Source organism: Ramlibacter ginsenosidimutans (genome assembly GCF_016654015.1).
Lineage (GTDB): Bacteria > Pseudomonadota > Gammaproteobacteria > Burkholderiales > Burkholderiaceae_C > Ramlibacter > Ramlibacter ginsenosidimutans.
On sequence record NZ_JAEPWM010000001.1, the window covers coordinates 230936 to 256180 of the forward strand.

Genomic DNA, 25245 nt, shown 5'->3' on the forward strand with positions numbered 1-25245 from the left:
TGCCCCTCGTTTCTTGCCTGGATGGCCGACCGCAACGCCCTCAAGACCTACCGCGACAAGCGCGACTTCGACGCCACGCCGGAACCGGCGGAGGGCGGCGAAGCGAACGAGCACGCGCGCAGCTTCGTGGTCCAGAAGCACTGGGCCACGCGGCTGCACTACGACTTCCGCCTCGAGCTCGAGGGCACGATGAAGAGCTGGGCCGTTCCCAAGGGCCCGAGCTACGATCCGCACGACAAGCGCATGGCGATGCCCACCGAGGACCATCCCATCGCGTACAACCGCTTCGAAGGCACCATCCCGCGCGGCAACTACGGCGCGGGCAAGGTGATCATCTGGGACAAGGGCACCTGGATCCCGCTGGAAGACCCGCACAAGGGCTACCGCGACGGCAAGCTCAAGTTCGAACTGCGCGGGCACAAGCTGCATGGGCACTGGACGCTGGTTCGCATGAAGGGGCGGGGCAAGGGCCGCGAGGACCCGTGGCTGTTGATCAAGGAACGCGACGAGTTCGCGCGGCCGGTGGGCGAATTCAGCCTGGTCGACGAGATGCCCGATTCCGTGCAGGAGCTGGCGGACCGGCCCGCGGCCGTGGCAGCGCCGGGCGCAGACGCGGACGCGGACCCGCCTGCGACGCCGTCGGCTTCGGGGCCGCCCGAGGGGTCACGGCCGTCCGCCTTGCCGCAGACGCTGCAGCCGGAGCTCGCCGTGCTGGTGGACGAGCCGCCCCAGGATCCGGAGAACTGGGTGTTCGAGATCAAGTTCGACGGCTACCGCATGCTCGCGCGCGTCGAAGCCGGTGCGATCCGCCTGCTCACCCGCAACGGCAACGACTGGACCGATCGCCTGCCCGGCCTCGCCAAGGCGCTGCACAGCATGGAGTTGCCGGACGGCTGGTACGACGGCGAGATCATCATGCCGGGCCAGGACGTGCCGGCCGACTTCCAGGCCCTGCAGGGCGCGTTCGACAGCAAGCGCACCGACCAGATCGTCTATTACCTGTTCGACCTGCCCTACTGCGCCGGGCAGGACCTGCGCGACGTGCCGCTCGTGGAACGGCGCGCCGTGCTGCAGCGCATCTGCGAGCGCAAGCCGCACCCCAATGTGCGCTTCAGCGCGGTGTTCGACGTGCAGCCGCAGCAGATGCTGGAGTCCGCCTGCCGCCTCGGCCTGGAGGGCGTGATCGCGAAGCGGCGCGACTCGGCCTATGTCGGCCGGCGTTCCAGCGACTGGATCAAGCTCAAGTGCAAGCTGCGCCAGGAGTTCGTGATCGGCGGCTGGACCGACCCGAAGGGCTCGCGCACCGGCATCGGTTCGCTGCTGCTCGGGGTGCACGCGCAGGACGGCAAACTGCGCTACGCCGGCAACGTGGGCACGGGCTTCAACGAGGAGACGCTGCGCGCGCTGCGCAAGGCGCTCGACGCGCTGCCCGCGCCGCGCAAGCCGTTCGAAGCCGGCACCGGGCTGCCCCGCGATGCGCACTGGGTCCGGCCGGAGCTGGTCTGCGAGGTGTCGTTCGGCGAGTGGACGCGCGACGGCAAGATCCGCCACTCGGTGTTCCACGGCCTGCGCAGCGACAAGCCGGCCGCCGCGGTGGGCGAAGAGCCCGTGCTGCATGCGCCGCCCCTGGACCGTCCCGCGAGCACGGGGCGCAAGTCCGCGCCGCGCAAGAAGCCAACGCCAGCACCGGCACCCGCGGCCGCGCCGACGCCAGCCGCAGCCGCCGTCGCGAGCACGCTGCCGCCGACCTTGCGCATCAGCAATCCCGATCGCGTCGTGGATCCCTCCACCGGCATCACCAAGCTGGAGCTGGTGCGCTACTACGCGCTGGTGGCTCCGGTGATGATGCCGCACCTGGAGGACCGCCCCATCGCGATGGTGCGCGCGCCCGACGGCATCGAGGGCCAGCTGTTCTTCCAGAAGCACCTCGATCGCTACAAGATGGCCGGCGTGGTGCCGCTCGATCCCGCGATCTTCCCGGGTCACCCGCCGATGGTGAAGATCGCCGGCCCGGAAGGCATTCTCTCGGCCGCGCAGATGAACGTGGTGGAGATCCACACCTGGAACGGCGTGGTGAAGCACATCGACCAGCCCGACCGCATGACCTTCGACATCGACCCGGGCGAAGGCGTGAGCTGGGCGCAGATCCAGGAGGCTGCGCAACTGGTGCGCACCATGCTCGACGAGCTGGAGCTGCCCTGCTTCCTGAAGACCAGCGGCGGCAAGGGGCTGCACCTGGTAGTGCCGCTGAAGCCCCAGCGCGACTGGGACACGGTCAAGGACTTCTCGCAGGCCGTGGTGCAGCACCTCGCGCGCACGCTGCCCGACCGCTTCGTGGCCAAGAGCGGTGGGAAGAACCGCGTGGGCCGCATCTTCATCGACTACCTGCGCAACGGCTATGGCGCCACGACGGCGTGCGCGTGGTCGGCGCGCGCCCGGCCTGGGCTCGGCATCTCGGTGCCGGTGCTGTGGGACGAGTTGCCCGCCCTGAAGAGCGGCGCGCACTGGACCGTCGCCACGGCGCACAGCCGGCTCGACCAGGGCAACGCACCCTGGGCCGACTACGAGGCGAGCCGCACCACGCTGGCGGCGGCGATGAAGAAGCTGGGCTTCGAGCCCCGCTAGCAGCGCGCACGGCGCCGCCTGCTAGGGACGCGCGCTCCAGGCGAAGCGCAGCACGATGCGCTCGCCTTCGCGCGCGATTGGCACGCCCTCGGCCGCGGCCAGGGCTTCCAGGTCTTCCCACGCAATGGCTCGGTAATTGAGCTCGGCCGGCATGTGCGGCCGGTCCGCGGGCACCGCCTGGAAGCCGAACGTGATGCGCACTGCGTCGGCCTCCGCGGCGGCCTGCAAGGTGAGCTCCCCCGGGGCCGGGCGGCTGTCGGCCAGGTGCAGCAAGGCCGCGCTGAGCAACGTGCGCATGGCGGCGCGTCGCACAGTGCCGCCCGTTTCGGGCACTTCGTTGCGCAGCGCATAGCCACGGAAGCTCAGGCTGGTCGCGAGCAGCGCACAGCACTCGCGCACCGCGTCTCCGGGCGCCACCATCGCAGCGTCGTCGGGCGCGAGCCAGCCGATCACGTCGATGCAGGACGCGAGCGCCGCCTTGGCGAAGCCGTTGATCTTGCCCGCGCTCTCCTGCACCTGCGCGAGGTTCGGCTCCGCTGCGCGCAGCCTGCGGTCCATCACTTCGTAGATCATCCCGATCGGCTGCAGGTTGACGACCAGGTGGTGGCGCATCGAAGGCGCCAGCCGGCGCAGCAGTGCATAACGCGCCGCTTCGGCGGCCGGCGGCAGGAGAGCGGGTGTGCCCATGGGCCGGTTATAGCAGTCCTGGGCGGCGCGGTGAGACCTTGGTCCGATGGAAGCGCAGGGGCGGCCCGGGGAAGCTGGCGGCCGCGCAGTGGCCGACAGCTAGTCCACGTTCACGACCAGACGGCCGCTCACCTTGCCGCCAAGCAGGTCGTCCGCGGCGCGGATGGCCCGCTCCAGCGGCACGGCTTCGGCCATCGCACCGATCACCTCCGGCGCCAGGCTGCGCGCCAGGCGCTCCCAGACCGCGGCGCGCTTCGCCGCGGGATAGGAGACACTGTCGACACCCACGAGCGTGATACCGCGCAGGATGAACGGCGCGACCGTGGCGGGGAAGTCCATGCCCTGCGCAAGACCGCAGGCGGCGACCACACCCCCGTAACGCGTGGCCGCGCAAGCATTCGCGAGGGTGTGGCTGCCGACGCTGTCCACCACGCCCGCCCAACGCTCCTTGGCAAGAGGCCGTCCGGGCTGCGAGAATTGGTCGCGCTGCAGGATTTCGCCCGCCCCGAGTTGGCGCAGACGATCGCCCTCCGGCGCGCGACCCGTGACCGCGGCCACCTTGAAACCGGCGCTGGCGAGCAGTGCCACCGCGAACCCCCCGACGCCACCGCCGGCACCCGTGACCAGCACCTCGCCCGCATCGGGCGTGACGCCGTGCGCCTCGAGGGCCATCACGCACAGCATCGCGGTGAAGCCCGCGGTCCCGATGGACATGGCTGCGCGCGCATCGAGGCCTGGCGGCAAGCGCACCAGCTTGCCGCCGTCCACGCGCGCCATCTGCGCGAGACCGCCGAAGGTCGCTTCGCCATGGCCCCAGCCGGTGAGAACGACCTGGTCGCCCGGGCGCCAGGCACCGCTCGTGCAGCTCTCGACTTCACCCGCGAAATCGATACCGGGGATCATCGGGAACTTGCGGACCACGGGCGACTTGCCGGTGATGGCGAGGCCATCCTTGTAGTTGAGGGACGACCAGCGCACGCGCACCAGCGTGTCACCTTCGGGCAATGCCGCGGTGTCGATTTCCTTGAGGGTGGCCTCGGTTCGGCCAGCGGACTGCTCCAGCCAGATTGCCTTGAACAACATTGACTCCAGTACGGTGAAAAAGGAAAGAGGGAGAAACGGATCCACTGCAGCAAGCGGCGCTCGCCGGCGGCCCGCACTCGCGGATCGCCGTGCTGCAGGATCAGGGTGACGACATTGGCGAGCACGAGCCCTGACCTGGCTGCAGCGAGTCCTCTCCCAGGTTGCGGATGTCCGCGATGCCCAGCAGCGCGAGGTTGCGCTGGATCTCTGCCTGCAGGATGTCGATGACGCGGCCCACGCCACCCTGGCCCGCGATGGTCGCGCCATAAAGCATCGGCCGGCCCAGGAAGACGATGCGGGCGCCGAGCGCCACCGCCTTGAGGACGTCCGCGCCGCGGCGAAAGCCCCCGTCGATCATCAAGGGGAAGTCGGCCGGCACCGCGGCCTTGATGGCCGGCAGGGCGAGCAGCGGCGCCATCGCGCCATCGAGCTGGCGCCCGCCATGGTTGGAGACGATCACGCCATCGAGCTTGCGGGCCGCCGCCTCCCGTGCGTCCGCGGGATGGAGGATGCCTTTGACGACCAGCCGTCCGGGCCAGCGTTCCCGCAGCCAGCTCAGGTGCTCCCAGGTCAGCAGCTCGCGGCCGCCGCGAAAGCCTTGTGCCGGCTCCTCGGTGATCGGGGGGCCGATCTCTTCGTACAGGTTGGAGAAGCGCGGCACGCCGGATGTGAGCAGCGTGCGGGCGAGGACATCGACCAGCCAGCGTGGGTGCAGCATGCCGTCCCAGGCCAGCCTGGCACTGGGACGAAACGGAATCAGGAAGCCGTTGCGAAGGTTGTTCTCGCGGTTGCCCGCCACCGGCGTATCGCTGGTCACGACCAGCACGTCGATGGCGGCGCGTTCCAGCCGCTGCAGGATGCGGCCCAGGCGAGCGGTGTCGCCCGGGAAGTAGCCCTGGTACCAGATGCCGGGCGTTTCGCGCTGCAACTGCTCCATCGGCATGGTCGACGCGCCACTCAGGATGAAGGGCAGGTCCGCCGCCCGCGCCGCGCGCGCCAGAGCCAGTTCGCACTCATGGCGGCAGATCGCCGTGACGCCCATGGGCGCGACGCCGATCGGCGACGCGTAGCGCCGGCCCCAGAGCTCCACGGACTGCGAGATGCCGGCCACGCCGCTCAGGCCGCGCGGCCGGAACATCAATGCCTCGAAAGCCTCGCGGTTCGCCCGCAGCGACACGCTGTCTTCGGCGCCGCCGGCTACGAACGCATGGACGAGGCGCGGCAGGCGGCGGCGCGCCGCCCGCTCGAAATCCGCGACGCTGAGGAATCGGTCGAGGTTGATGGTCAGGCTCCCGCTCGCGTCGCGCTCATTGGGCGGTCACGCCGGCGGTCTTGACGATCTTCGCGTAGGTGGCGATCTCGGAGCGGATGAACTGCCCGAACTCCGCGCCGCTCGTTCCCGACGCATCGAGTCCCAGGGCCATGAGCCTCTCCTTCACGTCCGGCATGGCCAGGATGTGCTGCAGCTCCTGACTGAGCTTGGCGACGATGGGAGCCGGCGTGCTGGCGGGCGCCACCAGGCCGTACCAGGTGCCGGTCTCGAACCCGGGCAGCACGGTTTCGCTCAGCGTCGGCACGTCCGGGAAGGCGGCGGAACGCTGCTTCGACGACACGGCCAGCGCCTTCAGCTTGCCGGCTTTCACGTAGGGAAGGAGGGTGACCATGTTGTCGAACTGCGCGTCGACGACGCCGCCCAGGAGGTCCGTCGTCGCCGGCGCGCTGCCCTTGTACGGCACGTGCACGATGTTCACCTTCGCTTCGCTGCTCATGTACACGCCGCCCAGGTGCTGCGCCGTGCCGGTGCCGCCGTTGCCCAGCGTCACCTTGCCCGGATTCGCCTTCGCATACGCCATGAACTCGGCGATGTTGTGGACCGGCATCTTGGGATTGACCACCAACAGCAGCGGCGCCTTCACCAGCAGTGTGAGCGGAGCGAAGTCCTTGACCGGGTCGTAGGCGAGCTTCGGATAGATGGAGGGATTGACCGCCATGAACCCCGCCGCCGCCAGCGTCAGCGTGTAGCCGTCGCCGGCCGCCCTGGCACCCGCCTCGGCGCCGATGTTGCCGCCGGCGCCGGGCTTGTTGTCGATCACCACCGGCTGGCCCCACGCTTCCGTGAGTTTCTGGCCCACGATGCGCGCCAGCGTATCGGTGGCCCCGCCCGGCGAGAACGGCACGATGATGCGCAGCGGCCGGTTCGGATAGGCCGCTTGCGCCGATGCCGGCGCGTGCGCGAACGCGGTCGCGGCGAGCACGGCGGCGAGCAGCACGGACGCCCTGCGGCGGCCCTGGCGGGCAACGGAATGGGAAGTGGTGGTCATGTCTGTCTCCTTGTTGATTTATGGGAAAGGCGTGCCTGTCAGGCCACTGCGTAGCGGTCGACGAAGTCCTGGTTGATGGTGATGCCCAGGCCCGGCCGCTCGGGGATCTCCACCATGCCGTCCTTGACCGGGAACTTTTCCTGGGCGAGTTCGTGCAGCAGCGGATTGGCGCCCAGCGAGTACTCCAGGATCCAGCCGCCGGGCGACGCAGCCGCGACGTGCATGCCGGCCGCGAAGGCGAGGGCGCCGGTCCAGAGGTGCGGCGCCAGGCGCAGGTTCCAGGCGGCGGCGATCGCGCCGATGCGCATCGCCTCGGTGATGCCGCCGCAGATGGCCAGGTCGGGCTGGAAGATGTCGGCCGCGCGCAGCTCGGCGAGGTCGCGGAAGTCGAAGCGGTTGAACTCGCTCTCGCCGGCGGCGATGGGAATGCCGGTCGCCGCGCGCACTTCCGCCATGCCGCGCTTGTCGTCGGCCGTCACCGGTTCCTCGAACCACATCAGGTTGTCGTCTTCCACCAGGCGGCAGAAGCGCTTGGCCTCGGCCACGTTGTACGTGCCGTGCGCGTCGCAGGCGAGGCCGATGTCGGGGCCGAGCGCCTTGCGCGCCGCGTGCACCCGGCGCGCGGAGTGGATGGGATCGCCGTCGATGACGCCGACGCGCATCTTCACGGACTTGAATCCGCCCCGCTCTATGTAGCCGAGCAACTGCTCGCCGATGCGGTCGGCGTCGGCCCAGCCGCCGGAGGCGTAGGCCGGCATGTGCGTCGCCTTGCGGCCGCCGAGCAGGCGCCAGACCGGGGCGTCCAGGTGCTTGCCGACCAGGTCCCACAGGGCCATGTCGATGCCGCTGATGGCGGACACGGTGACGCCGCGGCGGCCCAGGATGGGGAACACGTGCCCTTGCGACAAGGCGTAGTGCCCGCGGCAGCCGCTGTACATCAGGTCCCACAGCCGGCTGGTGTCGCGCGGATCTTCCCCGACGAGGGCCGGGCCGAGCTTCTGGTTGATCAGCGCCACCAGCCCGTGGCTGTTGCCCTCGCTCCCCACTTCCTCCTTGGCTTCACCGTAGCCGACCAGCCCGCACTCGGACTCGATGCGCACCAGCACGCAGTCGAAGGAGGCAACGCGGCCGAAATCGGAGACGTGCTGCTGCGCGTAGGGAATGGGCACGTGCAGCCAGCGCGCCTCGACGGACTTGATCTTCATGCGTTCTCCAGGGATGCAAGGCGCGCGCGCACGGCCGCGGCGGCGTCGGTGTTGACGAAATGTTCGGGCAGTTGTCCCCGCAGCAGCGCCAGGGTCTGCCGCACGGCGATCTCGCCCATGCGGCGCATGCTGTCTTCGGTGATGCCGGCCAGGTGCGTCGAGAGGATGACGTTGGGCAGCGAGAACAGCGGCGAGGATGTGGGCAGCGGCTGCTGCTCGAACACGTCGAGCGCCGCCCCGGCGAGCCGTCCGTCCTGCAATGCGGCAGCGAGCGCGGCTTCATCCACCACCGGCCCGCGCGACACGTTCACCAGGAAGGCGCTGCGCTTCATGCGCGCGAGGCGATCGGCACTGAGCAGGCCGCGCGTGCTGTCGTTGAGGGGGCACGCCAGCACGACGACATCGGAGCGTGCCAGGAGTTCGTCCAGTCCGCTGGGCGTGACGAAAGCCGGCATGGGCGCGGTGCTGCGGCGCAGGCCGAGCACGTTCATGCGCAGGCCGTCGGCGCAGATGCGCGCCACTTCCAGGCCGATGGCTCCGAGGCCGACGATGCCCACGGTGCGACCCCTCGCCTCGATGCTGTCGTCCGCCAGCGCGCGCGCGGGGCTCCAGCCCTGCGTACGCAGCGTCTTGTCGATGCGGTTCAGCCGGTGGGTCAAGGCGAGCATCTGGCCGACGACGTATTCGGCGACCGAGACGGCATTCGTCCCCGGCACGTTGGCCACCGCGATGCCCAGCTCCGATGCGGCTTCCACCGGGATCATGTCCACGCCCGCGCCATGGCGCACTACACCGCGCAGGCGGGGCGCGCCGGCCATCGCCGCGGCCGGCAGCGGGGCCCGCACGATGATGACCTCGGCCTCCGCCGCGCAGCGGATCAGCGCGTCCGCATCGGTGGCCGGCGCCACGCGCACTTCCGCGTGCGCGGCGAGCAGCGCGTGCGGCTCAGGGCGGATGGCATTGGTCAGCATCACCACGGGCCGCTTGCCATGGCCCGTCATTGCGTGGCTCCGGTGAGTTCGCGCCGGATCACCTTGCCCGACGCCGTCTTGGGCAGGTGCGGGCGGAACTCGATGCGACGCGGCACCTTGTAGGTGGACATGTTGTCCCGGCACCAGGCGATCAGCGCTTCCTCGGTCAGCGCGCCGGCAGCGCCGGCCTTCAGCACGACGAAGGCGTGGACGACCTCGCCCTTCGTCGCGTCGCTCACGCCAGCGGCGGCCACCTGTTCGACCTGCGGGTGCTTCATGAGGATCGCCTCGACGTCCTCGGGGAAGACGCTGTAGCCGGAAACCTTGATCAGCTCCTTGATGCGCCCCAGCCAGGTGAGATAACCATCCGCGTCCAGCGTGCCGATGTCGCCGGTGTGCACCCAACCGTCGCGCAATGTCTCCAGGGTCTTTTCGGGCTGCCGCCAGTAGCCGCGGAAATTCCCCGGGCTGCGCAGGAGGATCTCGCCCTGCGCACCGGGCGGCTGCTCACGGCCGCTGGCGGGGTCCACGATCCGGCAATCGACACCCGGCACGATCTTGCCGGCGGCGCCCCAGCGCACGGCGTCGCGCGGCATCATGGCGTCGAAGGTGTGCGTCTCGGTCAGGCCGTAGCCGGACTCGCTCACCTCGCAGCCGCCGCTGAACGCGGCCCAGTCGCGCGACATCTGCGGCGTCGCGCGGACGCCGAAGCTGGTCGCCGTCGTGATGCGCAGCGAGGAGAGGTCGAAGCGGCGCGCCGTCTCGAGCTTCATCGCCGCCACCAGCATGGGGGCGATGCTTTTCCAGTAGGTCACGCGGTGGCGCTCGATCGACGCCAGCGCCGAGAGCGCGTCGAACCGGTAGTGCAGCACCAGCGTGCCGCCCGAGAACAGCGGCATGTCGAAGCCGCAGAGCATCCCGGAGATGTGGTACAGCGGCGGGATAGCCAGATGCACGTCGCCGGCGGTGATGCCCATGAAGCGGACGCTGCCGGCGGTCTTGAACAGCACGTTGCCGTGGGTCAGCATCGCGCCCTTGGGCCGGCCGGTCGTCCCGGAGGTGTAGATCAGCATCGCGACGTCGTCGCTCCCGATCGCGGGCGGGGCGGGGCGCGGCAGGGCGTCGGCAGCGGCGATGCGCGCGAGGAAATCCATTTTGCCGTCGGCGATGCCGCGCGCCGTGCGCATCTCGTCGGGCACGGGGTAAGTGGGCGCGGGCGGCAGCAGGTCCTGGTAGTGCACCAGCAGCACGTCGCCGATGGGAGCCTGTGCCCGGACGGATTCGACGACCGGGGAGAGGACGTCGGCGGCAATGACCACCTTGGGTTCCAGGTCGCCGAGCTGGTAGGCCAGTTCGTGCGACTTGAAGAGGGGGCTGCAGGGGCAGGCGATCGCCCCGAGCTTCTGGATGCCGAAGTGGGCAATGATGTACTGCGGGCAGTTCTGCATGAAGAGCGCCACGCGGTCGCCCGCTTGCACGCCCATGTCCGCCAGCACCGCGGCGCAGCCGTCGATCAGCCGGGCCAGTTCGCCGTAGCCGATCTCGCGGCCGTACCAGACGATCGCCGTCTTGTCCGGCGTAGCGCGCGCGTGCGCCGCAATGACGTCGTGCAGCGGCTGCGACATCACCGGTTTCCCTTCAGGCGGGCCGCGAGCACGCGCTGCGGCTCCCCCGCGGCGTAGCACTCGGCCTGGTAGCGCGCCCCAGCGGCGCAGGCGGCGTCGAAGCCGGCCTGCGTCATCTCGCGGAAGTGCTGCTTGGTCAGGCGAAAAGCGGTCGGCGGAAGCGCGGCCAGCGCGCGCGCTATCGCTCGCGCCCGCGGCAGCACTTCGGCCTCGTCCACCAGATGCTGGATCACGCCCAACGCGTGCGCCTGCTCCGCGCCGATCAGGTCGCCACCCAGGGACAGCTCGATGTTCTTCGACAGTCCGAGGTGCAACGTCATCAGGTAGGAGCCGACGATGCTGGCGATGCCCGCCTTGACTTCAGGCTGTCCGACCTTCACGGCCGGGTGCGCCACGCGGATGTCCGCGCAGAGGGCAAGTTGCCAGCCGGCCCCAGCGGCGGCGCCGTTGATGGCCGCGACGCAGGGCTTGTCGAGATCGCGCAGGGACTGGTACATGGCGCGCTGGTCCGCCTGCCAGGCAGCCACCTCGTGGACCTGCATGGCGGCAGCTTCCCGCAGGTCCTGGCCGGCGCAGAAGCTGCGTCCCTGGCCGGTGAGCACGATCGCGCGGACGGCCCCGGACCGGTTGAGGGCCCGCAGCGCCTCGGTGAGGTCCGCGCGCAGGGCGCCGTTGACGGCATTGCTGGCTTCCGGGCGGTTCAGCGTGACGGTGGCGACATCCTCGTGGATGCTCGTGATGACGGTGGTACCCAATTCAACCCCTGGCCGGCGGCGCTATGCAGGGGGCCAGTGTAGGAAGCGGCGGCCACATCGAGAAGTGCGACACTTCGGATTTCAGATTTCCACAAATTCGAATTCCGGAGCTTCATGGACCTGCGCAAATGGCATTGCTTCTGCATGGCGGCCGACCTGGGCAGCCTCTCGCGGGCCGCGCAGGTCCTGGAACTGGCGCAGTCGGCGCTCAGCCGGCAGATCACGCTGCTGGAGGCGGAGTGCGGCGGGCCCTTGTTCCACCGCACCGGGCGGGGCGTGGTCCTGACGGAACTCGGAAGGATGGTGCAGCCGCGGGCGCGCTCGCTGCTGGAGCAATCCGCTCGCCTCGCGGACGACATCCGCGAATCGGCAGGCGTGCCCTCCGGGGTGGTGAAGCTGGGGGTGCTGCCATCGACCGCGGGCGTTCTCGTCAGCACGGTGTTCGAGCACCTGCGCGGCCGGTTTCCAGGGATCCGGCTGCACGTCACCGAGGCGTTCACGGGTCAGCTCGATGAGTACCGCAACGCCGGGCGCATCGACGTCTCGGTCGTCAACCGCTACGGTCCACTGGAGCGGCTGGAGGAGCCGCTCGGAACCTTCGACAACTACCTGGTGGGTCCGGCAGGCGACGCCGTGACGTCCCAGGAAACCATCGACTTCAAGAAGCTCAGCGGCCTGCCACTCGTGCTGCCGGGCCTGCCGAGCGGCCTGCGCGTGCGCCTGGAGCAGAACGGCCGGAAGGCCGGCATCTCCCTGAACATCGCGCTCGAGGTCGAGGCATTGAACGTGATGAAGGAAGTCGTCGCCCGCAGCAAGATCTACACGGTGCTGCCGTATTACGCCGTGGCGCAGGAGGTCCAGGGCGGCTCGCTGTCGGTCGCGCGGATCGTCAGGCCGGTGATGCCGCGCGTGATGTGCCTCGGAGTGACGTCGGCCCGGCCGCTGAGCCTCGCGGGCAAGGAGGTGGTGGCCGCAATCCGCGCCACGAGCCAGGACCTGATCGCGCAGGGGATCTGGGCGCGGTCGTGCGGCGAAGCTGCTTGAGCGTCGGGCCGCTGCCCGCAGCGGCCGGGCGCCCCCGGCATGGCCGCCCATGAACCTCTTGACTCTCCACAGCTAGCGCAGCCTCGCGAGCACCCGGTCCACCATCACACCGCTCTGGCCCAGGTAGTTGTCGGGGTCGCAGAAGCGCTCAGCGCCGCGCGGTCCACGTGCTTGCGGATCTCCGGGTGCGCGGCCAGCAACTCGATCAGCGGACGCTGCTCGGTCACGGCCTGCCGGCACAGGTCGGGCAAGCTGAGCATGGACGTCGAGCTGATGATGCAGACGGAGGCTGGCGCACGCGATGCGGGCACGCCGCCTGTGGTGCGCCTGCCTCGTGACGTGTGTCGGGCCGCAACAGGGCGGCACAAGTCGCGCCTTTCGGGGCCGCCAATCGACCGTTCACGCCGCACGCGCCCGTTTCCGTAACGCTTCGACACCCGCGCACTCGCCAGGCTCTACACCATCGCGCGTGTCTTTCACCACGAGGAACCCGATGGACAAGAAGTTGATGAACCGCGGCATTCGTCGCTGGATGCTGGCGCTGACCGGTGTCGGCGCGGCGGTGCTGCTGGCCGCCTGCGGTGGCGGGGGGAGCAGCAGCAGCGGGCCCACCCCGATGGGCGCACTGCAGATGTCGGTGACCGATGCACCTGCGTGCTATGACCACGTGATCGTCAACGTCGCCAAGCTGCGGGTGCACATGAGCGACGACACGAAGACGGGCGATGGGGACCCCGAGTGGCGCGACATCGTCCCCGCGAATGCGCCGGTGCAGATCGACCTGGTGAACCTCACCAACGGCGAGCTCAAGGACCTGGGCAACGCCAGCATCCCGGCCGGAACCTATCGGCAGATCCGGCTGGTGCTCGCCAGCACGGGCAACACCGTCACGCCGGTGGGCGGCACAGCGCAGCCCCTGACCACGCCGAGCGGCCAGGAGAGCGGCCTGAAGATCAAGGCAGACTTCAGCGTGCTCGCCGACCAGGTCAATGACGTGCTGATGGACTTCGATGCCTGCAAGTCCATCGTGCTGACGGGCAGCGGCAAGTACCTGCTCAAGCCGGTGGTGCGCCTGGGCGCGAAGCCCGCGGGTGCGATCCAGGGCTTCGTCACCGGCACGGTGACGTCCAGCACCGTGAACGGCACGACCACCACCACGACGACTGGCACGCTGCGCAGCATCAGCGTGTCCGCCCAGCAGAACGGCACCGTGGTCCGCTCCACGATCCCGGATCCGACCGGCAAGTTCCTGCTGTCCTACCTGCCGGCCGGCACGTACACGGTCGTGGTCACCGGCAGCGGCGTCACCACCTCCGGTACGCTCGACACCACGCGAGGCGCCGCCACGCGGGTGATCGACAGCGTGCCGGTGGCGGCTTCGACGGTGAGCCTGAATACGAGCACCACCTCGCTCGTGCTCAGCCCGTCGGCTATGAGTACGGTGACTGGCACCATCACCGCCACCACGAAGGGCGGCAACGACGACCTCGGCGACGATGCCAGGGTCTCGGCGATGCAGACGGTGGGCACGCGCCTGGTGGAAGTGAACGGGACGCGCCAGGACGACGACAAGCAGCAGTACAAGCTGAGCCTGCCGCTGGCCGCGCCCGAACTGCAGCTGTTCTCCGCGTCCGGGCTGCCCGCCCCGACCGCGGACAGCGCCAACGCGGCGAAGTACACCATCCGCGCGTGGGGCCCCGGCCTCGCGACCAAGGAAACCCCCACGGACCTGAGCGCCGGGCCGCAGGTGGTCAACTTCAGCTACTGACGCGCGGCTTCCCGCGCAAGAAGGGCCTGCCGGCTGGCAGGCCCTTTTTCATTGGGCGCCTGCGGTTTCCCGCCAGCGCCGGCCGGCCCGGACTACGCCTTCTTCGTCCAGGCGCTGCACCAGCCCTCGCCCGCCACCAGCTTGCCCGCGAACAGGGTGCAGGGCGCTGCCGCATCGGTGGCCTTGCCCTGGTACAGCTGGCAGCCCGAGCACTTCTGGTCGACCGAGTGCTTCGGGAACTTGGCCTTGTCGGCGCGCTTGGTGTCCTCCACGTAGCCCAGCGCCACGGCTTGCGGGTCCTTTTCGCTGACCTTGGCGGGCTGCGCGTGGGCAGCCCAGGCGCCCAGCGCGGAGCCCGCAGCCGCAACCTGGAGCATGAACACGCGACGATTTCCATTCATGGGAGTTCTCCTTGCAATCGAAGCAGGAATGCTAACGCGCGCAGGCTGCGGATCCGGGCGCATGCGGCGCGGGCACTTGCGCCGCGTCAAAGCAATGTCACTCGACGGATCATCGCGTTCGCAAGCTGCCGCGGCTGCGGACTTCAGGCGTCTTCGGCGCGGGCGGCGTGCGAGCGTCGCAACCACGTGTGTCGAGTGCAAGCACAGGTCGGCGCGCCGGTCAATCGGTGCAACGGCGCTGTTGCGGGGATGCGCGGCAGGCGCCAGGCTAGCCGTCCCCCCTTGCACAACCGCTTTCTATTTGTAAACTCGGTCAAGGCCGGGCTGCCTCCCCTCGCCCGGCGACCACCGGATCACCCATGTTCAACTGGTCCCCCCTTTTCGGCCGCAGTGCAGCCCGCCCCCACCCGCGCCGCACGGCTGCAGTGATGAAGCGGCTTCGTACGGAATACGGCGCCCTCGCCGCGAGGCACCTCCAGCAGATCGGCATCCCCCCGGACTGCGTCGACCTCGACGTGGGCATCACGTCGCACGGCGACGGACGCACCGTGTGCAACGTGAAGATCCGCGTGATCCGCTGGGACCGCAACACGGGCATCCGCCTGCTGGTCAGCCTGCCGGCGCTGGAAGCCCGGATGCGCAAGGCCGTCGCGAACAGCTCGCTCGCCAGCGCCAGTGATTTCGGCGGCATCTGGGTGCATGCCTCGTCCCAGCTGCCGGCGGTGGAGGTCGAACGCGATTCGGAGTGGGCCATCTCCGAACTGCAGGCCTTCGAGACGCAATCGGCAACGGCGGCCGACCGGCTGCGGCGCGAGATGCGCGCGCCGGCCCGGGCTGCGGCCTGAGTCCCGACACGCATCGGTTTCACTCCCTCCCCTTTGCGATCCGCCGATCCCGAGACTTGAAGATGTAAGGATGGACCCCGTCCGGCCCTGGCCGCCCACCTGAGGAGCCCCGCATGTCCGAGTTCACGCACGTCGCCGAGGTCCTTGCCCACTGGGAAGCACGGCGCCCCGACGCCCTCGCCCTGCGTTATGCCGGCGTCGACCGGAGCTGGGCGCAACTCGCGCAACGCGTGCGCCGCAACGCCGCGGCCCAGCGCGCGGCAGGCCTGCAGCCGGGAGACCGCATCGCGGTGCTGGACCTGAACCACCCTTCCTGCCTCGAGCTGACCCTCGCCTGCGCCCAGGCGGGCACCGCCAACGCCGTGGTCAACTTCCGGCTCGCGCCCGCCGAGATCGCCTACGTGATCAACGACGCGAAGGTGCGGGTCCTGTTCGTCGGGCCCGAATTCGCGGCAGCCGTCGAAGCGCTGCGCCCCACCCTTCCCACGCTCGAGCGGGTGATCCGTGTCGGCGGCCCCGACGACGAGTACGAAGGCTGGCTGGCCGCAAGCGAACCCGACCCGGCGATCTACCCCGCAGCACCGGACCATTGCTTCCTGCAGCTGTACACGTCGGGGACCACGGGCTTTCCGAAGGGCGCGATGCTCACGCACCGCGGCATGCTCGCGCATTCGCGCAACCTGGCCGCCACGCAGGACTACGGACCGGATTCGCGGGTGCAGGTCGCCATGCCCTTGTTCCACGTCGGCGGCACGAGCACGGCACTGGTGGCGCTGACCTCGGGCGCGAGTGTCTTCCTGATGCGCACACCGGACCCGGCGGCCGCGCTGGCGATGCTGGAGTCCGAGCGCATCACGCACACCTTCTACGTGCCGGCGCTGATGGCGGTCATGAACGACGTGCCCGGTGCCGGAGCACGCGACTATTCGAGCCTGCAGGCGCTTTGCTACGGCGCGTCGCCCATGCCCATGCCGGTGCTGCGCAGGGCGCTGGCGATGTTTCCCGGCGTGCTGTACCAGGTGTACGGAATGACGGAGCAGTCCGGCGCCGTGAGCCTGCTGCCGCCCGCGGACCACGCCGATCCGGCGGTCGCCCATCGCCTGCTGTCCGCCGGCAAGCCGATCACCGGCGTCGAGATCGAGATCCGCGCTCCCGCGACGGGCGAGCGCGTGCCGACCGGCCAGCCGGGCGAGCTCTGGGTGCGCAGCGAGCAACGCATGGGCGGCTACTGGGGCAAGCCGGAAGCGACCGCGGCGGCCTTCACGCCGGACGGCTGGCTGCGCTCCGGTGACGGCGGGCACATGGACGCCGACGGCTACATCTACATCACGGACCGCATCAAGGACCTGATCATCAGCGGCGGCGAGAACATCTACCCCGCCGAGATCGAGCGTGTGCTGGCCGAGCACCCCGCCATCCTGGACGTCGCCGTCATCGGGGTGCCGGACGAGCGTTGGGGCGAAGTGCCCAAGGCGGTCGTGGTCGCGCGACCGGGCGCAAGCATCGACGCACACGAGGTGGTGGCGTGGTGCCGCGAGCGCATCGCCGCGTTCAAGTGCCCCAAGACCATCGACGTGGTCGCAGCACTCCCGCGCAATCCCACGGGCAAGATCCTGAAGAAGGACTTGCGCAAGCCCTACTGGGAAGGGCGCGAGCGGCAGGTCGTGTAAGCGGAAGCTCGCACAGCCCGGTGCTGCTCGCCGGAGCAGGCATGATGGCGGCAAAGGACGTGCCGCCGAATGACCGTATCCAGCGCCATCCCCGCCTACACCCGCATCGACCAGCTGCTGCCCTACGGACAGGAGCTGGTGGCCATCCGGCGCCACCTGCACCAGCACCCCGAGCTCGCCTTCGCGGAACACGGCACCTCGGACTTCGTGGCAGGCAAGCTCCAGGAGTGGGGCTACGAAGTCACCCGCGGCATCGCCGGCACCGGCCTGGTGGGCAGCTTGCGCGTGGGACAGGGAGCGCGTCGCCTGGGGCTGCGTGCCGACATGGACGCATTGCCCATCCAGGAAGCCACCGGCGCAGCGCACGCCAGCCAGGCACCCGGCCGCATGCACGCCTGCGGGCACGACGGGCACATGACGATGCTGCTGGGTGCCGCCAAGTACCTGGCGCGGCACCGCAGCTTCTCCGGAACGCTGCACCTGGTCTTCCAGCCGGCGGAGGAGCGCGGCTTCGACAGCGGCGGCAAGGCGATGGTGGAGGCGGGCCTGTTCGAGCGCTTTCCGTGCGATGTGATCTACGCGATGCACAACCATCCTGGCCTGCCGCAGGGGCGGTTCGCGATGCGCAGCGGCCCCTTCACCGCAGCGGGTGACCGCGTCTTCGTGAAGATCGTCGGCGTCGGCGGCCATGCGGCACGCCCGCACCTGGCGAAGGATCCATTGGTGGCCGCGGCCGCCATCGTCACCGGCCTGCAGACCGTGGTGGCGCGCAACGTGGACCCGGCCGAGTCGGCCGTCGTCACGGTCGGTCGCCTGCGCTCAGGCGATGCGCTGAACGTGATCCCGGGCGAGGCCGACATCGGCATCAGCGTCCGCTCGTACTCGCCGCAGGTGCGCGCGCTGCTGAAGGAGCGCATCACCGCGCTGATCTCCGGCATCGCCGAGGCCCACGGCACGCAGGCGCAGATCGATTACATCGAGGGCTATCCCGTGGTGGTCAACGCGCCGGAAGCCGTTGCGCTCGCGGCCGAAGTGGCGAGGGACCTCGTCGGGCCCGACGCGGTGGACGTGAACTTCCCGCCCTCGATGGGCAGTGAAGACTTCGCCTACATGCTGCAACGCTGTCCTGGCGCGCTCGTGCGCATCGGCAACGGGCCGTCCGAGGGCGGACGCGGCCTGCACAACGCGCACTACGACTTCGACGATCGCAACCTGCCCTACGGTGCGGCGTTCTGGAGCCAGCTGGCGGAGCGGTTCCTGCGCGAATAGCCCGCGGCTTCAGAAGACGTCGATGCGGTGGTCCTCGCCTTCCCAGCTGCCGCTGTCCAACCAGAAGCAGGTGAAGTCGATCCGCATTCCGGCCGCCAGGCTGCTCGCCGGCAGCGCCAGCACGTGCTGGCCGAGTCCGTTTTCGGCGGTGTCGCTGTCGGTCACTCCCTGCCAGCCGTTCATGCCGTAGTGCACCCGCGCTGCGCGCGGCAGGCAAAGCCACAGCGCCTGTCCGGCGCGCATCTGCGAGATCGGAGCGCGCGGGGACCACAGCGCTTCGGCAGGCGCGGGGCGGCGCCCGCCATAACGCCGCCACAGGGCCTCGGGACGATCGAACGGACGCCCCAGGCCGCGGCTCGCGGCGAGTTTGACGAATTCCGCATGGGCCCACACGAGCGGCATCGCCGAACCGGTGGGCTTGCCCAGCGCCAGCCAGGGACGCGGTGAGGTCGGCTCGTCCCAGACCTGCTCGGGAATGAGCCCGCAGCGCCCGACCATCGAAGCCATGGCCTGCAGGTAAGGCAGTGGATCGTGTCCCGCAGCGAGCTCGTAGTGCCCCCGCTCACCGCTCAGGAGCGGCCAGGCGCGCCCGCGGCCGGCGCCGTCGAAGGGGCTGCCGTCGTCGTGTTCGCCATAACCGTCGCCGACGTAGCGATGCCATGCCGGACCGGCCGGCGTCTCCACCCGCAGCAGCGCGTCGGCCACCTTGAGCGTGTCGACCACCAGCGGATCGCCTGGGTCGCGCAAGCCCATGCGCACCAGGTGGAGGAAGTCGGTCGCCACCTGGTCCTCGGCCGGCAGGCCGGGATCCCGGATCTGGTTCTTGATGGCCAGCACCCGCTCGAGATGGCGCAGGCCGTCGGTGTCCACCGGCGGCGCGATGCGCACGTAGTAGCCGGCGACACCATGGGCGCGAGCGAGTGCCGTGTCCTGCACCGCGGTCCACTCTTCGATGCGCGAATTCCAGTCGTCGGCGATCCGCAGCGCCCAGCTGCTGGCGGGCTCGGCCAGCCACGGCGCGCCGCAGACGAACGCGGCGATGCACGTTGCGAGCGTGAATGCATTGATCCCGGCGTCCTCTTCCCAGCGGTCCTGCTGCGAGGCGGGGCCGTTGCTGGCGATGAAGGCGAGCGCGCGCTGGATCATGGCGGCCACCTCGATGCCGTCCAGCGCGTCGCGCTCGGCCAGGGCGGCGGCCAGCAGCACCGGGAACGCCGCTTCGTCGAGCTGGCAACCCTGCCAGAAGGGCTTGCCGCCCAGCCACTGGTTCTGCGACCAGTTGCCGGCGGCGAGCTGGGTGGCCACCAGGTAGCGCAGGACGTCGCGTGCTTCCGGCACCGCACCCAGCGCCAGCAGCGCGCCGGCGCTTTCGACCAGGTCGCGCGGCCACACCAGGTGGTAGCCGCCGATGTTGTCGTTGCTGTTGCCCCAGGGCACGCTCAGGCTCGCGACCATCGCGCCCACGAAGTTCTTGTCCTGGTGCACCCGCAGCACCATCGCCGAAGTCGCCAGTTGTTCGGCGAGCGCGGGCGGCAGTCCCGCCGGCTGTTGCACCTGCTGGTGCCACGCCTGCCAGGCGCCGACGTGGGCGGCCCACGCGGCATCGAAAGGTTGGCACAAGGCGGCCACCGCCAGCGTGGCGGCGGATTCGCGGCTGGCCGCCAGCCCGAGCGCGAGCGTCGCCGCACGCGGCAGCGCACCGATCAACGCCACGGTCCCCGGCCCCGCCGTGTCGAACTCCCACGTGAGCCGGCCATGGCGGTCGAAGTCCTGCCAGCCATCGCTGGCGCCGACGTAGCCGGCGCTCGCGGCGCCCCATGCATCGCACTGGCTGCGATCGACTGCGGCGAGGGCCAGCCCGAACGGGCCCTGCTCGGCCCACAACATGCGCCGGCCGCCATGCGTGCCGACCTCCGCGAGATTGTCGTACCCGGTGCCACCGAGGTGCGGCGCGAGCAGCGCGTACGGACGCAGCGTGTCATCGCCCTGCAACGACACGTCGATCAGGAGCACCTCGCGCTGCGGATCCGGCGCGATCCGCAAACGCAGTTCGAAGCGCGGGTGCGCATGGACGATCTCGATCGCCGGCACGCCCACCTGCGGCACGAGGGTGCGGTACGACTCCAGGCGCTTGACCTCGACCCAGAAGCCCTGCCCATCGGCGACGATGAAGCCGAGGTCGCGGATCTGGGGCAGGTCGATGCGTGGGGAGTAGACCTCGTTGAGGATGCCGAAGGCCGTGGTGAACCACAGGCGGCCGGCGGCTAGCGAGCAGCCGACGAGATCCTTGTCGCTGCTCGTCCAGGTGGGATGGGTTCCGGGTGCTCCGGATGCTTGCATGCAAATGGCTCCGCTGTCGTGGGCAAGCCCGAGCATCGCAGATGCGGCCACTCCGGGGGGCAGCGCCGCCGCTGCGCTGGATCACCCGCCCGCCCCACCTCTGCCCGGCGTCTCGTTCCCCTCGCGCCAGGCGCTGGCCTTCTCCGGCTCGATCGGCCGGATCTCGAAGGCCAGGCCGCATGCGAGGGTCGGGTTGTCCGCGACGATGCGGGCGGCCTCTTCGAGGCTCGCGGCCAGGACGAACCAGTAGCCGCCGATCACTTCCTTCGCTTCGGTGTACGGACCGTCCATGACGCCGTTGCGCGTGACCAGCTTCGCGTCCGGAGTCAGGCGTTGGCCCGGCTTGAAGCGGCCCTGCGCAACCAGCCGCGCGTGCCATGCATAGAACGCGTCGATCGCCGCCTGGATCTCCTGCGGCGACTTGTCGGCGTCCCACCGGCCGCGCGAGAGCAGCAGGTACTCGTTCACGAAAGAAGTCTTCGCCATCTTCGCATCGTCTCCTGGTTGCGCCTCACGCGGACTCCACGCCTGGCTGCCGGAACTGCGTCCCGCCGGTACGCAGCGCGAACCACCCCAGCACGCCCGTCCCCGCGGCGAACAGCGCGCCGACCAGGAAGGCGAGACGGTAGCCAGCGTTGAGCGCGATCGCCTGCGCGGCGCCATCGGCTTCGACCTGGGCCGTGCGTGCCGCCGCGACGCTGGCGAGCACCGCGAGTCCCAGCGCGCCTCCCATCATGAACGAGGTATTCACCACGCCCGAGGCCAGGCCCGCATCCTCCGGCGCCACGTCGTTCATCGCGGCCAGCAGCATCGGATTAAACGCGATGCCCGCACCGATGCCGAGCAGCACCATGGCGGGCAGCACGTCGACCAGGAAGTGTCCGTCCACCGGCGCCCGCGCGAAGAGCGCCAGCCCCGAGGCGGCGATCAGCAGCCCCGCCGCGAACGGGCCGCGTATGCCCCAGCGCACGACGATGCGCGCCGATGCGCCCAGCGACATGAAGGCCATGATCAGGTTGCCGGGCAGGAACGACAGGCCCACCTGCATGGGCGTGTAGCCCAGCACCAGCTGCAGGTAGAGCGCCGACATGAAGAACCAGGCGAACATGGCCGCCGCCCACAGCACGCCGGAAACGTTGGCGATGGCCAGGTTGCGATGCGCGAACAGGCCCGGCGGCATGAGCGGCTGCGCCACCCAGCGTTCGGCCGCGATGAAGAGCGCACCCAGGGCCACCGCTGCCGCGAGCAGTACGAGGGTGCGCATCGATGTCCAGCCCGCCTCGTTCGCGTTCACCACGGCGTACACCGCCACGAGCAGCGCGCTGGTGACGAGGATCGCGCCGGCGCCGTCGAGGCGGCGCGTGGCATCGCGCTGTCCCGGCGCGATCAGCGCGCGGCACAACACGGCGACGGCGATGCCGATCGGCAGGTTCACCAGGAAGATCCAGCGCCAGTTCAGCAGCGTGGTGAGCACGCCCCCGAGCAGCACGCCGACGCTGCCGCCGCCGGCGCAGACGAAGCCGTAGACGCCCATGGCGCGCGCACGCTCGCCCGCGTCGGTGAACAGGGTCATGATCAGCGACAGGCCGACGGCCGACACCACGGCGCCGCCGACGCCCTGCACGGCGCGCGCCGCGATCAATGCGAACTGCGTCGGCGCCACGCCGCAGGCGAGCGATGCGAGCGTGAACAGGGCCACGCCCGCGAGAAACATCCGCCGGTGGCCGAGCAAGTCACCGAGCCTGCCGCCCAGCAGCAGGAAGCCGCCGAACGTGAGCATGTAGGCGTTGACGACCCACACCAGCGAAGTCTCGGTGAACTTCAGGTCCGTGCGGATCGACGGCAGGGCGACGTTCACGATGGTCGTGTCCAGCACGATCATCAGCACGCCCAGGCACAGCACGTACAGCGCCCACCAGCGCCTGTGCGCGCCGTGGGCTTGGGAAGCTTCCTGCATGCTTGCCCTTCAGCCCCTGCGGGCGGCCTCGCTGCTGGCGCTGTCGATCTCGTTCCTGCTTGTCATTGCGTTCTCCTGGGGTCGCGGGCCCATCCATGTCCGGCGTGCGGGGCTGGCCGAACGGCCCGCGCTCCGGAACACGACGAAGCATGCCTTCGGAAATCGACAAGGGTGGGTCGAGGGTTTTCGCGGCCGACGGGCGGAGCGGCTCAGCGGCTGGCGATGCTCCGCTGCACGAGACCCACTGCGCGCGCGTCGATGCCATGTCCCAGGCCCGGCAGCAGGTCCAGCGTGACCTGCGCACCGTGCGCCTGCAGCGCGGCGGCCGCTTCGACGGAGAACCGCGCGGGCACGACGTTGTCGGCCTCGCCATGAATCAGGTGGAACTGCACGCCCGCCGGCGCACGCCGCACCGGCTGCGCGAACCGTCCAGCCAGCGCGATCACGCGTCCCGCCGCGAGCGGGCCCTGCACTTGCGTGGATTCCAGCGCCAGGATGGCGCCTTGCGAGAAGCCGACCAGCACGGTCTGCTCCGGCGCGATGCCGGCGGCCTGCTGCCAGTGTGCGATGGCTTGCAGGAACGAAGGCATCGCCCGCTCGATGCGCGCGGGCCGGTTCTGCTCGGTGACACCGAGCACGGAGAACCACTCGCGGCCGCTGCCCAGCGTCGACGCCTGCGGCGCGTCGACGCTGGCCACCATCGCGTCGGGACGCGCCTGCGCGATCGCCTCGCCCAGCGGCACCAGGTTCGCGGCCGACGAGCCGACGCCGTGGAACAGCAGCACCAGCAGGTTCGCGGCGGCCGGGCGCGCGACGACGATGGAAGCGTCATGCATGCGCAGGCTCCCGCACGTCCAGTGCCACGCGCTGGCCGAACATGTACGACTCCATCGCCAGCACGCCGTGGCGGATGCCGCCATCCAGCACCGTGGCCGGGGAGAGCGATCCGGCGGCGCCCGCGGCGACCAGCAGCGGCAGGAAGTGCTCGCTGGTCGGATGCGCACGCGCCGCATGCGGTGCGCGCTCCAGCGCGTGCTGCAAGCGCTCGACGTCACCGTGTTCCACCGCATCGCGGATCCAGGCGGAGAACTCGCGCGCATACGCAGCCTCGTGGTCGTCGCCCATGCGGAACTCGTACAGGTTGTGCGTGAGGCTGCCCGAGCCGATGACCAGCACGCCTTCGCGGGCGAGCGGCGCGAGCGCGCGACCCAGCTCCAGTGCACCCGAGGCATCCGTGCCGACCGGCAAGGACACCTGCACGACCGGCACGTCCGCCTCGGGGTACAGGTGCAGCAGCGGCACCCAGGCACCGTGGTCCAGGCCGCGCTGCGCGTCCAGCGACGCCGCAACGCCGGCGAGCCGCAGCACCTCCTGCACGCGAGCGGCCAGCGCCGGCGCGCCGGGCGCCGGGTAGTCGATGGCATAGAGCGCGCGCGGGAAGCCGCCGAAGTCGTGCACTGTCTCCGGGCGGGCTGCAGCCGTGACTTGCACGCCCCGCGTCATCCAGTGCGGCGACACGACCACCACGGCGGCAGGCTTGCCAATCGCCTTGCCCAGGGCGCGCAGTTGCGCGCCGGCGAGCCCCGGGTCGATTGCGAAGGTGGGAGCCCCGTGCGAGAGGAAGAGGGAGGGAAGCGTCGTCACTGTCATGTCCGGTTCTTTCGAGGAGGGCTGGACCCGCCATGCGGGCATGCACCCACTGTATTGGCGCGGGATGAAGAGATAAAGTGGGTCCGCCGGGACACATCGGCCAGGAAACCGGAACAATGGACAAGTACCAGGAGATGCGCGTCTTCGCCGCCGTGGTCGACGCGGGCAGCTTCGTCGCCGCCGCGGATGCGCTCGGGATGTCGAAGGCGGCCGTGTCGCGCTACGTTTCCGAGCTGGAGCAGCGGCTGGACGTGCGGCTGATGCATCGCACCACCCGCAGGCTGTCGCTGACGCAGGAAGGCGAGGTCTTCCTCGCGCGCTGCCGTGAGATCCTGGCCGGCATCGAGGAGTCCGAGGCCGAGATCTCCACGCGCAAGGGCACGGCCAGCGGCCTGCTGAAGGTGAGCGTGCCCGTCAGCTTCGGCATCCAGCACCTGGCGCCGCTGTGGGGCGAGTTCCTGGCGAAGCATCCGCGCGTGTCCCTGGACGTGCAGCTTGCCGATCGCGTGGTCGACCTGGTGGAGGAAGGCATCGACCTCGCCGTGCGCATCGCGCGGCTGCCCGACTCGTCGCTCGTGTCGCGCCAGCTCGCAGCGACGCGCCTCGTGCTGTGCGCTTCGCCGCAGTACCTGAAGCGCCGCGGCGTTCCCCGGCATCCTTCGGAGCTCGCCGGGCACGACATCGTGGGCTACAGCCTGCTCGCGATGGGAGACCAGTGGCACTTCACCGGGCCGGAGGGACCGGTGCAGGTAAAGGTGCGCCCGCGGCTGTGGACCAACAACGGCGACACGTGCGTGGGTGCCTGTCTGCACGGCGCCGGCATCCAGCTGCAGCCGACGTTCCTGGTAGCGCAAGCGCTGGCGGCAAAACGGCTCGTCGAGGTGCTGCCCCGCTACCGGTCGATCGAGCTGGGCATCTACGCGGTGTATCCCACGCGCAAGTTCGTCCTGCCCAAGGTGCGCGCCTTGCTCGATTTCCTGTCCGCGCAGCTGGCGGATGCACCGTGGAGCAAGCTGGCTTGAGCCGCGG

General features: G+C 70.1%; 22 protein-coding genes. 7 read left to right on the forward strand and 15 right to left on the reverse strand.

The features are described 5' to 3' along the window. Positions 1-21: 21 nt before the first annotated feature. A complete protein-coding gene (gene ligD, locus JJB11_RS01200) occupies positions 22-2625 on the forward strand; it encodes a DNA ligase D (RefSeq protein WP_201166079.1) in 2604 nt (867 codons plus the stop codon). A gap of 21 nt (positions 2626-2646) precedes the next feature. On the opposite strand, the gene JJB11_RS01205 is transcribed toward ligD, so the two are convergent. From JJB11_RS01205 to JJB11_RS01240, 8 genes are all read right to left on the reverse strand, one after another. Further along, positions 2647-3312 carry a hypothetical protein gene (locus JJB11_RS01205; protein ID WP_201166080.1) on the reverse strand — a complete coding sequence of 222 codons (666 nt, stop codon included), beginning with the start codon at positions 3310-3312 and terminating at the stop codon, positions 2647-2649. 99 nt (positions 3313-3411) lie between these two features. Further along, positions 3412-4392 (reverse strand): acrylyl-CoA reductase (NADPH), encoded by a 981-nt coding sequence (gene acuI / locus JJB11_RS01210; RefSeq protein ID WP_201166979.1) that lies wholly within the window; start codon positions 4390-4392, stop codon positions 3412-3414. Positions 4393-4495: 103 nt separating this feature from the next. Beyond that, entirely contained in the window at positions 4496-5683 is a 1188-nt protein-coding gene (locus JJB11_RS01215; RefSeq protein WP_201964630.1) for an alpha-hydroxy acid oxidase, read from the reverse strand. 19 nt (positions 5684-5702) lie between these two features. Continuing rightward, positions 5703-6716, reverse strand: a complete 1014-nt coding sequence (locus tag JJB11_RS01220) for a tripartite tricarboxylate transporter substrate binding protein (RefSeq protein WP_201166081.1) — start codon at positions 6714-6716, stop codon at positions 5703-5705. 38 nt (positions 6717-6754) lie between these two features. Continuing rightward, the gene (locus tag JJB11_RS01225) at positions 6755-7921 is read right to left on the reverse strand and encodes a mandelate racemase/muconate lactonizing enzyme family protein (RefSeq protein ID WP_201166082.1); all 1167 of its coding nucleotides are present in this window, start codon (positions 7919-7921) and stop codon (positions 6755-6757) included. Then, positions 7918-8922: an NAD(P)-dependent oxidoreductase gene (locus JJB11_RS01230; protein WP_201166083.1), complete on the reverse strand. Its 1005-nt coding sequence runs from the start codon at positions 8920-8922 to the stop codon at positions 7918-7920. Before JJB11_RS01230 ends, JJB11_RS01225 begins: the two co-directional genes overlap by 4 nt. Next, positions 8919-10517, reverse strand: a complete 1599-nt coding sequence (locus tag JJB11_RS01235) for an AMP-binding protein (RefSeq protein WP_201166084.1) — start codon at positions 10515-10517, stop codon at positions 8919-8921. The genes JJB11_RS01230 and JJB11_RS01235 overlap by 4 nt, the downstream gene beginning before the upstream one ends. Then, entirely contained in the window at positions 10517-11272 is a 756-nt protein-coding gene (locus tag JJB11_RS01240; protein WP_201166085.1) for an enoyl-CoA hydratase/isomerase family protein, read from the reverse strand. The genes JJB11_RS01235 and JJB11_RS01240 overlap by 1 nt, the downstream gene beginning before the upstream one ends. Before the next feature lie 114 nt (positions 11273-11386). On the opposite strand from JJB11_RS01240, the gene JJB11_RS01245 reads away from it, so the two are divergent. Continuing rightward, positions 11387-12316, forward strand: coding sequence for a LysR family transcriptional regulator (locus JJB11_RS01245; protein WP_201166086.1), 930 nt, complete (start codon positions 11387-11389; stop codon positions 12314-12316). Positions 12317-12420: 104 nt separating this feature from the next. Here JJB11_RS01245 and JJB11_RS01250 read toward each other — a convergent pair whose 3' ends face one another. Then, positions 12421-12576 (reverse strand): lyase family protein, encoded by a 156-nt coding sequence (locus tag JJB11_RS01250; protein ID WP_201166087.1) that lies wholly within the window; start codon positions 12574-12576, stop codon positions 12421-12423. Positions 12577-12809: 233 nt separating this feature from the next. Here JJB11_RS01250 and JJB11_RS01255 point away from each other — a divergent pair, with 233 nt between their 5' ends. Further along, a complete protein-coding gene (locus JJB11_RS01255) occupies positions 12810-14084 on the forward strand; it encodes a DUF4382 domain-containing protein (RefSeq protein ID WP_201166088.1) in 1275 nt (424 codons plus the stop codon). Positions 14085-14176: 92 nt separating this feature from the next. On the opposite strand, the gene JJB11_RS01260 is transcribed toward JJB11_RS01255, so the two are convergent. Next, positions 14177-14485 (reverse strand): high-potential iron-sulfur protein, encoded by a 309-nt coding sequence (locus JJB11_RS01260; protein ID WP_201166089.1) that lies wholly within the window; start codon positions 14483-14485, stop codon positions 14177-14179. Positions 14486-14913: 428 nt separating this feature from the next. Between JJB11_RS01260 and JJB11_RS01265 the strand changes: the two genes are divergently transcribed. The 3 genes from JJB11_RS01265 to JJB11_RS01275 all read left to right on the forward strand — a co-directional run bounded on the left by JJB11_RS01265 (position 14914) and on the right by JJB11_RS01275 (position 18269). Then, a complete protein-coding gene (locus JJB11_RS01265) occupies positions 14914-15330 on the forward strand; it encodes a hypothetical protein (RefSeq protein WP_201166090.1) in 417 nt (138 codons plus the stop codon). 113 nt (positions 15331-15443) lie between these two features. Beyond that, complete coding sequence (locus JJB11_RS01270; protein WP_201166091.1) at positions 15444-17000, forward strand: long-chain-fatty-acid--CoA ligase; 1557 nt, start codon at positions 15444-15446, stop codon at positions 16998-17000. Between the two features lie 69 nt (positions 17001-17069). Next, positions 17070-18269, forward strand: coding sequence for a M20 aminoacylase family protein (locus JJB11_RS01275; protein WP_201166092.1), 1200 nt, complete (start codon positions 17070-17072; stop codon positions 18267-18269). Between the two features lie 9 nt (positions 18270-18278). Here JJB11_RS01275 and JJB11_RS01280 read toward each other — a convergent pair whose 3' ends face one another. The 5 genes from JJB11_RS01280 to JJB11_RS01300 form a co-directional block, all read right to left on the reverse strand. Further along, positions 18279-20609 (reverse strand): glycoside hydrolase family 15 protein, encoded by a 2331-nt coding sequence (locus JJB11_RS01280; protein ID WP_201166093.1) that lies wholly within the window; start codon positions 20607-20609, stop codon positions 18279-18281. A gap of 81 nt (positions 20610-20690) precedes the next feature. Next, positions 20691-21095: a YciI family protein gene (locus JJB11_RS01285; RefSeq protein ID WP_201964535.1), complete on the reverse strand. Its 405-nt coding sequence runs from the start codon at positions 21093-21095 to the stop codon at positions 20691-20693. Positions 21096-21120: 25 nt separating this feature from the next. Then, a complete protein-coding gene (locus JJB11_RS01290; protein WP_201166094.1) occupies positions 21121-22566 on the reverse strand; it encodes an MFS transporter in 1446 nt (481 codons plus the stop codon). 209 nt (positions 22567-22775) lie between these two features. Continuing rightward, positions 22776-23402: an esterase gene (gene ypfH, locus JJB11_RS01295; protein ID WP_201166095.1), complete on the reverse strand. Its 627-nt coding sequence runs from the start codon at positions 23400-23402 to the stop codon at positions 22776-22778. Next, the gene (locus tag JJB11_RS01300; protein WP_201166096.1) at positions 23395-24216 is read right to left on the reverse strand and encodes a DODA-type extradiol aromatic ring-opening family dioxygenase; all 822 of its coding nucleotides are present in this window, start codon (positions 24214-24216) and stop codon (positions 23395-23397) included. Before JJB11_RS01300 ends, ypfH begins: the two co-directional genes overlap by 8 nt. A 116-nt stretch (positions 24217-24332) precedes the next feature. Here JJB11_RS01300 and JJB11_RS01305 point away from each other — a divergent pair, with 116 nt between their 5' ends. Further along, the gene (locus tag JJB11_RS01305) at positions 24333-25238 is read left to right on the forward strand and encodes a LysR family transcriptional regulator (protein WP_201166097.1); all 906 of its coding nucleotides are present in this window, start codon (positions 24333-24335) and stop codon (positions 25236-25238) included. Positions 25239-25245: the final 7 nt, after the last annotated feature.